Here is a 12413-nt window from a genome sequence, read left to right on the forward strand (position 1 = left end):
CTGAATATGGCGATGCTGCAGCGCCTGGGTGAGGCCATCCAGGCGTGGAGCATGAGCCAGCAGAATGGAATCAGGAGGGCCAATGCTCCCCTGTGTCAGCCATTAACTCAGCACATCCTTTAGCGCTTCGTCCAGATCGTACCAGCGGAAGGCGAAGCCAGCGGCTTCCAGTCGCTTAGGCAGCGCGCGCTGGCCACCGAGCACCAGGACGGCAGACTCACCCATCAGCAGGCGAATAGCAGCGGCAGGAACGCGGAAAATGGCTGGTCGATTGAGCGCATGACCCAAGGCGTGGGCGAACTGTTCGTTATGCACCGGGTAGGGAGAAACCATATTGAACGGACCGCGTAGATTGTTATCCAGCAGCCACAGAATGCCGTTAACCATATCGTCGATATGGATCCAGGCCAGATACTGTCTGCCGCTGCCGATAGGCCCACCGAGGCCGAGCTTAAAGGCGGGCGTCATTTTGCCGAGAATACCGCCCCGCGGGGCCAGTACCACGCCGGTGCGCAGCAGGCAGACGCGGGTACGTTCGCTTTGCGCTTCGCAGGCAATTTGCTCCCAGCGGGCGCAAAGCTTATGGGTAAACTCATTGTGCGGTGGTTCTTCTTCGGTCACCACCACCTCGCCGAGATCGCCGTAGTAGCCGGTGGCAGACCCGCTGATCAGCACGGAGGGAGGCGTGTCGCTGGCGTGGATCAGGCCCACCAGCCGCTGAGTGAGATCCCAGCGGCTATGGCACAAGCGTTGTTTTTGCTCGGCCGTCCAGCGTTTATCAGCTATGGGCTCACCTGCCAGATTAATCACGGCATCAATATCATTGAGGTGGTGATGGCCTTCGAAATCGCGCCACAGCGTGACGCGCGGATCGAGGCGGGCGCGGGCGCTATCCGGGTGCCGCGTGGAAACCGTGACGCTATGCCCCAGCTCCAGCAACCGGGGTATCAGATGTCGGCCAATCAGGCCGGTGCCACCCGTAAGCAGGATCTTCATACCACCTCCCTGACATCGTTATCGCCGCCAGCTCATGGTCATCGACACCGAGTCGGCATAGCGTAGCGCATGAAGTTTATCGATCTCCACTTCAGCATATGTGACCCAGTGATGTTCGCATGCGATATTCAGCACATCCTGAGTTAATTTTTCCAGCAACGAGAAACGGCCATTCTCAAGATGGCTGATGATGCGCTTGGTAATGGTGCGGTAGTTCAACGCATCATTGATGTCTTCGCTATCGCGCGCCTTATCGGCGGGATAGTGAATCGCCACATTCACCACCACGTCCTGGCGGTTGGCGATCTCTTCCTCTTTAATTCCAATAAAAGTACGCAGGCGCAGGTTCTTAATACGAATAATGGCGTCTGGTTGAGACATTGCAGGCTTCCTCCGTGTTGTAAGTTCTGCAATCATACAACAAAGCGCGACGGGCGAGCAGGGGGTTAATAAGGCTGAATTTTTAGCATCGCTTCAATGGTCGCCGGTCGCTGCTTAATGCGCTCATACCAGTTATGCACCGCCGGATAGTTCGCCAGATCGATACGCTGTCGGACATGGTTGTTGACCCAGGGCCAGGCGGCAATATCGGCGATGCTGTAATGGTCGCCGCCAAGCCACGGACTGGATTCGAGACGGTGGTTGAGAACCCCGTACAGTCGCTGGGTTTCCACCTGAAAACGTTCAATGGCATAGGGCACCGTTTGCGGCGCCGAGTGGGCAAAATGCTGATTTTGTCCCAGCATCGGCCCAAGACCGCCGACCTGCCAGAATAGCCATTGCAGAGTAATATAGCGCTCCCGCAGCTCACCGCTCAGCAGCTTGCCGCTTTTCTCCGCCAGATAGAGCAGGATGGCGCCGGACTCGAAGACGCTCAACGGCGCTCCGCCATCGACAGGCATATGGTCGACAATCGCCGGGATTTTGTTATTCGGCGAAATCGCCAGAAACTGTGGATGAAACTGTTCCCCTTTGCCGATATCGACCCGAATTAGCCGATAGGCCAGCTGCGCCTCTTCGAGAAACAGGGTGATTTTGTGGCCGTTTGGGGTGGGTGCATAGTAGAGATCGATCATAATATTTCCCGCCGTCGTGGGTCGCAAACTGTTCGAGTATAGGTGAAGCTGCGCAACCCGGGTGGAAATCCGCGAGCGGCGCATCGGTCTGGAGGCAGCCACGTGATGCTGACGCGCGGACGAGCAGTGACATCCCCGGCAAGCCAGGCTATGTTGGCTTATTGTCCTGTCTACCATCCTTGAGGAAGCCATGAGCCAGCCTGTGATTACCCTGTGGTCCGATGCCGATTTTTTCTCACCGTATGTGATGTCTGTCTATGTCGCCCTGCAGGAAAAGAGCCTGCCTTTTAGCCTTAAAACCGTCGACCTGAACCGCGGCGAACATCTGCAGGCCGGCTGGACGGGCTATACCGCCACCCGTCGCGTACCGCTGCTGGAGGTTGATGATTTCGCGCTGAGCGAGTCCTCGGCGATTACCGAGTATCTGGATGAGCGTTTCGCCCCGCCGGAGTGGGAGCGTATATACCCGCATGATCTGCAAAAACGCGCCCGCGCCCGGCAGATCCAGGCCTGGCTGCGCAGCGATCTGGTGCCGATTCGTGAAGAGCGATCCACCGCCGTGGTGTTTGGCGGGGTGAAAATGCCGGCCCTCAGCGAGGCAGGCAAGCAATCTGCGGAAAAACTGTTTACCACCGCCGCCATGCTACTGGCCCACGGCGGGCAAAATTTATTTGGCGAATGGTCCATTGCCGACGCCGACCTGGCGCTGATGCTCAATCGTCTGGTTCTCAATGGCGATGAGGTGCCGGAGACGCTGGCCGATTATGCGACTTTTCAGTGGCAACGGGCCTCAATCCAGCGTTACGCCGCGCTTTCCGCCAAACGCGCAGGCTGATCGCCCGCCGCGCTTCCGCTATCATAGTGGCATTGTAACCAGTGGAGATGGAATCTATGAAACTGATGTTTGCCTCCGATATTCACGGTTCGCTGCCCGCTACGGAACGCGTGCTTGAACGATTCGCGCAAAGCGGCGCCAGGTGGCTTATTATTCTCGGCGATGTGCTCAATCACGGGCCACGCAATGCGCTGCCGGAAGGCTATGCGCCGGCGGAGGTGGCCGAGCGGCTTAACAGCGTGGCGGAGCGCATTATTGCCGTTCGCGGCAATTGCGACAGCGAAGTGGATCAGATGCTACTTCGTTTTCCCATGACCGCGCCCTGGCAACAGGTGCTCAGCGAACGCTACCGCCTGTTTCTGACCCATGGCCATCTTTATAGCCCGGAAAATTTGCCGCCGCTGGACGCTGGCGATGTTCTGGCTTACGGCCATACTCATATTCCGGTTGCGGAAAAACGCGGTGCGATCTACCTGTTTAACCCTGGCTCAGTGAGTATCCCGAAAGGGGGATATTCCGCCAGCTATGGGCTGCTGGATCAGGGGCGTCTGCAGGTTTTAGCACTCAATGATAATCAGGTTATTGCAGAGGTCGCAATTTACCCGTAATTTAGCCCTCAATCATAAAGACGCGCCGCGAGAGCGCTTTCAAAGTAAGGTTTCCTGATGGCGGAACAGAATCATTTGGCAAGCACAGAATGGGTCGATATTGTTAATGAAAACAATGAGGTGATAGCACAATCCAGCCGCGAGCAGATGCGCGCGCAGTGCCTGCGTCACCGGGCGACCTATATCGTCGTTCACGACGGAATGGGAAAAATTCTGGTGCAGCGACGCACCGAGACAAAAGACTTTCATCCGGGCATGCTGGATGCCACCGCCGGCGGCGTCGTTCAGGCCGATGAGCAACTGCTGGAGTCTGCCCGTCGCGAGGCCGAAGAAGAGTTAGGCATCGCGGGAGTACCGTTTGCCGATCACGGTCAGTTTTACTACGAAGATAAGTTCTGTCGCGTCTGGGGAAGCCTGTTCAGCTGCGTCTCGCATGGGCCATTTGCGCTGCAGGAAGAAGAGGTCAGCGAGGTGTGTTGGTTAACGCCGGAAGAGATCACCGCCCGCTGCGATGAATTCACGCCGGACTCGCTGAAAGCGCTGGCGCTGTGGATGACCCGTAACGCGGGTAATGAGTATGATGACGCGGAAGAGGGCGAGTAATACCGCAATCGCGCAGCAGCAACAGCTGCTCGCCTCCTGACGAAAAAAGGCAGCCATCTGGCTGCCTTTTGCTTTTATCTCAGCGGGGAATTACTTCTGCTGCTGAGCTGACTGGATCGCGGTCAGAGCGATGGTATAGACGATATCGTCAACCAGGGCGCCACGAGACAGGTCGTTGACCGGCTTGCGCATACCCTGCAGCATCGGCCCGATGGAGATCAGGTCGGCAGAGCGCTGTACCGCTTTGTACGTGGTGTTACCGGTGTTCAGATCCGGGAAGATGAAAACGGTCGCGCGGCCAGCAACCGGCGAATTCGGCGCTTTGGATTTCGCCACGTCAGCCATGACGGCGGCGTCGTACTGCAGCGGGCCATCGATCATCAGGTCAGGACGTTTTTCCTGCGCCAGACGGGTCGCTTCGCGGACTTTCTCAACATCGCTACCCGCGCCGGAGGTACCGGTGGAGTAGGAGAGCATCGCTACGCGCGGTTCGATACCGAAAGCAATGGCGGAGTCAGCGGACTGAATAGCGATTTCCGCCAGCTGTTCTGCCGTCGGATCCGGGTTGATCGCGCAGTCGCCGTAGACATAAACCTGTTCCGGCAGCAGCATGAAGAATACGGAAGAGACCAGCGAGCTGCCCGGTGCGGTTTTGATCAGCTGCAGCGGCGGACGAATGGTGTTGGCGGTGGTGTGAACCGCGCCGGACACCAGGCCGTCGACTTCGTCTTGTTCCAGCATCAGGGTGCCGAGAACCACGTTGTCTTCCAGCTGCTCGCGAGCGACGGCTTCGGTCATGCCCTTGCTCTTACGCAGTTCGACCAGGCGAGCCACGTAGCTTTCGCGAACCACTTCCGGGTCGACGATTTCGATACCCGCGCCCAGCTCAACGCCCTGCGCTGCGGCAACGCGGTTGATCTCATCCGGGTTACCCAGCAGCACACAGGTGGCGATGCCACGTTCCGCACAGATAGCGGCGGCTTTCACGGTACGCGGTTCGTCGCCTTCCGGCAGGACAACGCGTTTGCCGGCTTTGCGCGCCAGCTCGGTCAGCTGGTAGCGGAAAGCTGGCGGGGAGAGACGACGGCTGCGCTCGGAGGTCGCGGTCAGCGATTCGATCCAGTCGGCGTTGATGTAGTTGGCCACGTATTCCTGAACTTTCTCGATGCGCTCGTGATCGTCAACCGGTACTTCGAGGTTGAAGCTCTGCAGGCTCAGGGAGGTCTGCCAGGTATTGGTATTGACCATAAACACCGGCAGGCCGGTGGCGAAGGCACGTTCGCACAGCTTGCTGATGCGCGCGTCCATTTCATAGCCGCCGGTCAGCAGGATGGCGCCGATTTCCACGCCGTTCATCGCGGCCAGGCAGGCAGCGACCAGCACGTCAGGACGATCTGCCGAGGTGACCAGCAGCGAGCCTGCACGGAAGTGCTCCAGCATGTGTGGGATGCTGCGCGCGCAGAAGGTCACGGATTTCACGCGGCGGGTGTTGATATCGCCTTCGTTGATGATGGTGGCATTCAGGTGATGCGCCATGTCGATCGCGCGGGTGGCGATCAGATCGAAGCTCCACGGCACCGCGCCCAGCACCGGCAGGGTGCTGCCTTTCTGCAGCTGAGCCGGGTCGATCTTCACGACTTTCGCTTTCGACGAGTCGTCGAAGATTTCTGACAGGTCAGGACGGGTACGGCCCTGCTCGTCGACCGGTGCGTTCAGTTTGTTGACGATAACGCCGGTAATGCTGGTGTTTTTCGCGCCGCCAAAGCTGTTGCGGGTCAGTTCAATACGCTCGTTCAGCTGCTCTGGCGTATCGGTGCCCTGCGACATCACGAAGACGATTTCCGCGTTCAGCGTTTTGGCGATTTCAAAGTTCAGCGCCTGCGCGAACTGATGCTTACGGGTCGGCACCAGGCCTTCCACCAGTACTACTTCCGCATCCTGAGTGTTCGCGTGATAGTTGGCGATGATCTCTTCCATCAGCACATCTTTCTGATTGCTGGAGAGCAGAGATTCAACGTGGTTCATCTTCAGCGGTTCAGCGGCGGTGGTCGTGGAGGAGCTGGCGCGAACGATGGTGGTGGTCTGGTCTGGCGCATCGCCACCGGAGCGCGGTTGGGCGATTGGTTTAAAGACGCTCAGACGAACGCCTTTGCGTTCCATAGCACGGATCACACCGAGGCTGACGCTGGTCAGGCCTACGCTGGTACCGGTAGGAATTAACATGATAGTACGGGACACGGTATATCCTCTTTCGTTACCGCCAGTATCAGGCGGGATACAAAACAGCACCACCAGCTACCCGTCATACTTCAAGTTGCATGCGCGTTGGCTCTACTTGCTCACCCCGGTGGCGTACGTGGTGTACGCCACCGGGGATTTGCTGCGTCGCCGCCTTCCTGCAGCTCGAATTATTGAAGGTTATGGCTGGCGGTGTGGAATTAAGCGGTCAGACGGCTGGCGTCTTGCGCGATGACCAGTTCTTCGTTGGTCGGGATAACCACGGCAGGACGGGTGCCTTCTTTGTTGATGAAGCCAGACTTGCCGAAACGGGCAGCCAGGTTACGTTCGTGGTCAACTTCGAAGCCCAGGACGCCCAGTTTGCCCAGCGACAGTTCACGCACCATCGCGGCGTTTTCACCGATACCGCCGGTGAAGATAACGGCGTCGAGACGACCGTCCATCAGCGCGGTGTAGGAGCCGATGTATTTCGCCAGGCGGTGGCAGTAGACGTCCATCGCGCGTTTAGCGTCGGCTTTTTCCTGGTAGTTGTCTTCCACGTAGCGGCAGTCGCTGGTGACTTCGGTCAGACCCAGCAGGCCGGACTCTTTGGTCAGCATTTTGTTGATCGCGTCAACGCTCATGCCCAGGGTGTCGTGCAGATGGAAGATGATTGCCGGGTCGATGTCGCCGGAGCGGGTACCCATCACCAGACCTTCCAGCGGCGTCAGCCCCATAGAGGTATCAACGCATTTACCGTTACGGATAGCGGAAACAGAACCACCGTTGCCGAGGTGGCAGGTGATGATGTTCAGCTCTTCCACCGGCTTGTTCAGGATCTTAGCGGCTTCCTGAGTCACATAGAAGTGGCTGGTGCCGTGCGCGCCGTAACGACGAACGCCATGCTCTTTGTACAGGCTGTACGGCAGGGCGTAGAGATAGGATTCTTCCGGCATGGTCTGGTGGAACGCCGTATCGAATACGGCCACGTTTTTGTCTTTCAGATGCGGGAAGGATTTCAGCGCTTCAGCGATGCCGATCAGGTGTGCCGGGTTGTGCAGCGGTGCGAAAGACGCTGCGTCTTTAATACCCTGAATCACAGACTCGTCGATCACCACGGAGCTGGTGTATTTTTCACCGCCGTGTACGATACGGTGGCCGATTGCGGTCAGCTGAGCAGACAGTTCTGGTTTTTGTGCCAGAATAGTGTTAACGATAAAGTTCAGTGCTTCACTGTGCGCGGCACCGGCGCCTAATTCAGCTTCTTGCTTGCCGCCGTCAATTTTCCATTTGATACGGGCTTCCGGCAGGTGGAAGCATTCCGCTAAACCGGACAGATATTCGTCGCCGTTAACGGCATCAAGGATAGCAAATTTCAGAGAGGAGCTACCGCAGTTCAGAACCAGTACTAACTTACTCGACATGGAAGTACCTTTTTATGATACGTGGCTAAAAAAACGTCAGTGTGTCATTAGCGTAGCGCAGGATGACCTCGACATTTATGATTAACATCATGCCTTGTTCTGTTTTCGGGCACGATGAGAGAAGTACATTTGATTTTATGCCATTTTGCATAATTTTCAGCCAATGGCAGAATATGCGATAATTTGACTAGCCTGGCAAAAGAGTCTATCCGCCCTTTCAGGCGGGCACAGGATACCTGATTGCGGCATCCTTTGCCAAAATCTTTTGAACGATGTCATGCATAGTTGGTGTTTTGCACGAATTTTTTAAGTTTTATATGTAAAGTTGAGGTAAAGCCATGTCGACCCCTGAGAAACGCCCCGTTAGCTTCTTTAGCTTGTTCAACCGCGGGCAGCATTACGCAAAGACCTGGCCTCTCGACAAGCGCCTCGCGCCGGTGTTTATCGAAAACCGCATTATTCGTGCCACCCGCTATGCTATCCGTATCATGCCGCCGATCGCCATTTTTACGCTGTGCTGGCAGATAGCCCTGGGCGGCCAGCTGGGTCCCGCCGTCGCTACCGCGCTGTTTGCCCTGAGCCTGCCGATGCAGGGATTATGGTGGTTGGGTAAGCGTTCGGTGACGCCGCTGCCGCCCTCCATTCTCAACTGGTTTTACGAAGTGCGCGGCAAACTGCAGGAGGCGGGGCAGGCGCTGGCGCCGGTCGAAGGCAAGCCCGATTATCAGGCGCTGGCTGACACGCTTAAGCGCGCCTTCAAACAACTGGATAAAACTTTCCTTGATGATTTGTAATTCACTACGGAAAACGCATATAAAAGAAGGCGCATGATTTATGCGCCTTCTTTATTTCACGCCCTACCGTGCTACAGGAGTCACAACATGGAAATGACCAATGCGCAGCGTCTGATTTTATCCAATCAGTACAAAATGATGACGATGCTCGACCCGGACAATGCGGAACGCTACCGTCGTCTGCAAACCATCATTGAGCGTGGGTATGGGCTGCAGATGCGCGAACTGGACCGCGAGTTTGGCCAGCTGACGGAAGAAACCTGCCGTACCGTTATCGATATCATGGAGATGTACCACGCGCTACATGTCTCCTGGACCAACCTGAAAGACGCGGCGGGTATCGACGAGCGTCGGGTTACCTTCCTCGGATTTGATGCCGCCACCGAAGCGCGTTTTCTCGGCTATGTACGCTTTATGGTCAATATTGAAGGCCGCTACAGCCATTTTGACGCCGGCACTCATGGCTTTAACTCGCAGACCCCGATGTGGGAGAAATATCAGCGGATGCTGAGCGTCTGGCACGCCTGTCCGCGCCAGTATCACCTGAGCAGTAATGAAATTAACCAAATTATCAATGCCTGAGGGAGGTGCCCGTGCAGTGTAAAGGTTTCCTGTTCGATTTAGACGGGACGCTGGTGGATTCCTTGCCGGTGGTGGAGCGTTCATGGTGTAAGTGGGGCGATCGTTTCGCCATTGACCATGATGACATTCTCAGTTTTATTCACGGCAAGCAGGCCATTACCTCTATTCGTCATTTTATGCCGGGTCGCAGCGAGGAGGATATCCAGGCCGAATTCCGCTTCCTCGAGCAGATTGAAGCCACTGATATCGAGGGCATTGTCGCTCTGCCGGGGGCGTTAACCCTGCTGAATACCCTCAATGAGACCGGGATCCCATGGGCGATTGTCACTTCCGGGTCGGTGCCGGTTGCCCACGCGCGTCATCGCGCGGCAGGCCTGCCAATGCCGGAGGTCTTCATCACCGCTGAGCAGGTAAAACACGGAAAACCGGCGCCGGACGCCTATCTGCTGGGCGCCGAGCGGCTGGGACTACCGGCCGATCAGTGCGCGGTGGTAGAAGATGCGCCGGCGGGGCTGCTGTCCGGCCTGGCGGCGGGGTGTCGCACCATCGCGGTCAACGTGCCTGCCGATGCCCCTCGACTGGATGAAGCCGACCTCGTGCTGAGCAGCCTGGACGATCTGGTGGTCGAACGTCAGACGGACGGCTATGTTAATGTGCGTCTTAAAGCGTAAACGTATGATTTCGCCCCGCGTTGCCGGGGCTTTTTTATGCCACTATGTCGACTCCCACTTGTGACAAGGAAACGTTGTGAACGGTGAATTGATTTGGGTTTTATCCCTTCTGGCTATCGCGGTTGTACTGTTTGCTACCGGCAAGGTGCGCATGGATGCTATCGCCTTGATGGTCATTGTCGCCTTCGTCCTCAGCGGCACGCTGACGCTGAATGAAGCCTTTTCCGGGTTCAGCGATCCTAACGTGATCCTGATTGCCGCCCTGTTTATTATCGGTGATGGCCTGGTGCGTACCGGGGTGGCCACCAAGATGGGGGCGTGGCTGGTGAGTGTGGCGGGCAACAGCGAAACCAAGATGCTGGTTTATCTGATGCTCACCGTCGCCGGGCTGGGTGCATTTATGAGTTCAACCGGGGTGGTCGCCATTTTCATTCCGGTGGTGCTCAGCGTGTCGGCGCGGATGAATACCTCTCCCTCGCGGCTGATGATGCCGCTGAGCTTTGCCGGACTTATCAGCGGGATGATGACCCTGGTCGCAACGCCCCCCAATCTGGTGGTCAACAGTGAACTGCTGCGCGAAGGGCTGCACGGCTTCAGCTTTTTTAGCGTCACGCCGATTGGCCTGGTGGTGCTGATCCTGGGCATCGTCTATATGCTGGCGGTGCGCTTTATGCTGAAGACAGAGAATGGCGAATCCGCGCGCGATGGGCGAAAAAGAAGCACCTTCCGCGATCTGATCCGCGAATATCACCTCACTGGTCGCGCCCGCCGGCTGGCGATCCGTCCCGGTTCGCCGATGATCGGCCAGCGGCTGGATGATTTAAAGCTGCGCGAGCGGTACTGTGCCAACGTCATCGGTGTCGAACGCTGGCGGCGGTTCCGTCGGGTGATAGTTAACGTCAACGGGGTATCGGAATTCCGCGCCCGCGACGTCCTGCTGATCGATATGTCCGCCTCCGATGTCGACTTACGCCAGTTCTGTGGTGAGCAGATGCTCGAGCCGATGGTGCTGCGCGGCGAATATTTTGCCGATCAGGCGCTGGATGTGGGCATGGCGGAGGTGTCGCTGATCCCGGATTCGGAGATGATTGGTAAAACGGTGCGTGAGATAGCGTTCCGCACCCGGTTTGGTCTCAATATCGTCGGCATGAAGCGCGATGGCGAGGCGATGGATGGTTCCGTGGTCGATGAGCCGCTGCAGCTCGGCGATATCCTGCTGGTGGTCGGCAACTGGCGGCAAATTGCCCTGCTGGCGAAGCGTGGGCGTGATTTCGTGGTGCTCAATATGCCGGTTGAAGTGGATGACGCTTCGCCGGCACACAGCCAGGCTCCGCACGCGATTTTCTGTCTGGTGTTGATGGTAGCCCTGATGCTCACTGATGAAATTCCCAACCCGATTGCCGCGATCATCGCCTGCCTGCTGATGGGCAAATTCCGCTGCATCAACGCCGAAAGCGCCTATAAGGCGATCCACTGGCCAAGCATTATTTTGATTGTCGGGATGATGCCGTTTGCCCTGGCGTTGCAGAAAACCGGCGGGGTAGATCTGGTGGTCAAGGGACTGATGGACGTCGCCGGAAGCGAGGGGCCTTATCTGATGCTCGGCTGCCTGTTTGTAATGTGCGCAGCGATAGGCCTGTTCATCTCTAATACCGCGACCGCGGTCCTGATGGCGCCTATAGCCCTGGCAGCAGCGAAGTCAATGGGGGTGTCGCCCTATCCCTTCGCCATGGTGGTGGCGATGGCGGCTTCGGCGGCGTTTATGACTCCGGTTTCCTCGCCGGTCAACACCCTGGTGCTTGGCCCGGGTAAGTATTCCTTCAGCGACTTTGTGAAGATTGGCGTGCCCTTCACCGTACTGGTGATGGTGGTCTGCGTGCTGCTGATCCCGGTACTGTTTCCGTTTTAAGGGTGTCAGGCCGGGTAGGGCGCAACCGCTGCCCGGCCTGAAAAATTACAGTGGCGAATCCTGACTTATTTCATCCAGCGACAGCTGGAAGCTCGGGACAAACACCTGCATAAAGTAATCCATCTCTGCGCTTCGCCGCGACGCCAGTGTCTTTTCCAGACGGCCTTTGGCCAGCAGAAATTCGTTGTTACCCGCAGACAGCTCTTCGAGGCACTTCAGGTAGGCGCAGAGGGCGTCAGCCTGTTTAACGATCGACTGCTCTTCCTCACTGTAGTGATGCTCATCAATCAGCGGCTCGAAAATATCGCGCAGCTCGTCAGGGACCATATCCACCAGCTTTTGCTGAGCAATTTTCTCAATCGCCTTATATTCCTGGGCAATCTGGGAGTTGAAATATTTCACCGGGGTAGGGAGGTCGCCAGTTAATACTTCGGAGGCGTCATGGTACATCGCCAGCAGGGCGATACGTTCGGCGTTGACCTGGCCGCCAAATTTGCGGTTTTTAATTGCCGCCAGCGCATGGGCGACCATCGCCACCTGCAGACTGTGTTCGGAGACATTTTCGGTGCGCACGTTGCGCATCAGCGGCCAGCGGTTAATCAGTTTCAGGCGGGAGAGGTGGGCAAAGAAATGACTCTGACTCATAGGAACCCTTAATCAGTGACAACATCGGGTTCCATTGTGCGCAGGGATCGCCG

At 57.1% G+C, this 12413-nt stretch carries 14 protein-coding genes; 8 read left to right on the forward strand and 6 right to left on the reverse strand.

From position 1 onward, the window contains the following. Window positions 1–6 precede the first annotated feature (6 nt). Window positions 7–123: a hypothetical protein gene (locus AC3EMD_RS07280; protein WP_046881786.1), complete on the forward strand. Its 117-nt coding sequence runs from the start codon at window positions 7–9 to the stop codon at window positions 121–123. Here the strand turns inward: AC3EMD_RS07280 and AC3EMD_RS07285 are convergent. From AC3EMD_RS07285 to yfcG, 3 genes are all read right to left on the reverse strand, one after another. After that, window positions 103–996 carry a TIGR01777 family oxidoreductase gene (locus AC3EMD_RS07285; protein ID WP_012967505.1) on the reverse strand — a complete coding sequence of 298 codons (894 nt, stop codon included), beginning with the start codon at window positions 994–996 and terminating at the stop codon, window positions 103–105. The genes AC3EMD_RS07280 and AC3EMD_RS07285 overlap by 21 nt on opposite strands. A gap of 18 nt (window positions 997–1014) precedes the next feature. Continuing rightward, window positions 1015–1377 carry a dihydroneopterin triphosphate 2'-epimerase gene (folX, locus tag AC3EMD_RS07290; RefSeq protein ID WP_002913200.1) on the reverse strand — a complete coding sequence of 121 codons (363 nt, stop codon included), beginning with the start codon at window positions 1375–1377 and terminating at the stop codon, window positions 1015–1017. Between the two features lie 65 nt (window positions 1378–1442). Further along, window positions 1443–2072 (reverse strand): GSH-dependent disulfide bond oxidoreductase, encoded by a 630-nt coding sequence (yfcG, locus tag AC3EMD_RS07295; RefSeq protein WP_032733391.1) that lies wholly within the window; start codon window positions 2070–2072, stop codon window positions 1443–1445. Window positions 2073–2262: 190 nt separating this feature from the next. On the opposite strand from yfcG, the gene yfcF reads away from it, so the two are divergent. From yfcF to yfcD, 3 genes are read left to right on the forward strand one after another with little or no spacing between them, the layout of a single operon-like run. Continuing rightward, complete coding sequence (yfcF, locus tag AC3EMD_RS07300; protein WP_016161591.1) at window positions 2263–2907, forward strand: glutathione transferase; 645 nt, start codon at window positions 2263–2265, stop codon at window positions 2905–2907. Between the two features lie 56 nt (window positions 2908–2963). Continuing rightward, window positions 2964–3515 carry a phosphodiesterase gene (yfcE, locus tag AC3EMD_RS07305; protein WP_012967508.1) on the forward strand — a complete coding sequence of 184 codons (552 nt, stop codon included), beginning with the start codon at window positions 2964–2966 and terminating at the stop codon, window positions 3513–3515. Between the two features lie 57 nt (window positions 3516–3572). After that, entirely contained in the window at window positions 3573–4118 is a 546-nt protein-coding gene (gene yfcD / locus AC3EMD_RS07310) for an NUDIX hydrolase YfcD (RefSeq protein ID WP_012540981.1), read from the forward strand. A gap of 90 nt (window positions 4119–4208) precedes the next feature. Here the strand turns inward: yfcD and pta are convergent, their stop codons facing one another. Next, entirely contained in the window at window positions 4209–6356 is a 2148-nt protein-coding gene (pta, locus tag AC3EMD_RS07315) for a phosphate acetyltransferase (protein ID WP_008803939.1), read from the reverse strand. A 200-nt stretch (window positions 6357–6556) separates the two neighbouring features. Beyond that, window positions 6557–7759 (reverse strand): acetate kinase, encoded by a 1203-nt coding sequence (ackA, locus tag AC3EMD_RS07320; protein WP_008803940.1) that lies wholly within the window; start codon window positions 7757–7759, stop codon window positions 6557–6559. A 338-nt stretch (window positions 7760–8097) separates the two neighbouring features. Here ackA and yfbV point away from each other — a divergent pair, with 338 nt between their 5' ends. From yfbV to AC3EMD_RS07340, 4 genes are all read left to right on the forward strand, one after another. Next, window positions 8098–8553, forward strand: a complete 456-nt coding sequence (gene yfbV, locus AC3EMD_RS07325; protein WP_002913194.1) for a terminus macrodomain insulation protein YfbV — start codon at window positions 8098–8100, stop codon at window positions 8551–8553. Between the two features lie 87 nt (window positions 8554–8640). Then, entirely contained in the window at window positions 8641–9135 is a 495-nt protein-coding gene (locus AC3EMD_RS07330; RefSeq protein WP_012540982.1) for a YfbU family protein, read from the forward strand. 11 nt (window positions 9136–9146) lie between these two features. After that, window positions 9147–9806 carry a sugar phosphatase gene (locus tag AC3EMD_RS07335; RefSeq protein WP_302074006.1) on the forward strand — a complete coding sequence of 220 codons (660 nt, stop codon included), beginning with the start codon at window positions 9147–9149 and terminating at the stop codon, window positions 9804–9806. Between the two features lie 76 nt (window positions 9807–9882). After that, the gene (locus tag AC3EMD_RS07340) at window positions 9883–11715 is read left to right on the forward strand and encodes an SLC13 family permease (RefSeq protein WP_008803943.1); all 1833 of its coding nucleotides are present in this window, start codon (window positions 9883–9885) and stop codon (window positions 11713–11715) included. A gap of 45 nt (window positions 11716–11760) precedes the next feature. Here the strand turns inward: AC3EMD_RS07340 and yfbR are convergent, their stop codons facing one another. Beyond that, window positions 11761–12360 carry a 5'-deoxynucleotidase gene (gene yfbR / locus AC3EMD_RS07345; RefSeq protein WP_002913188.1) on the reverse strand — a complete coding sequence of 200 codons (600 nt, stop codon included), beginning with the start codon at window positions 12358–12360 and terminating at the stop codon, window positions 11761–11763. Window positions 12361–12413 lie beyond the last annotated feature (53 nt).

This window comes from Klebsiella sp. PK18, from assembly GCF_057784655.1.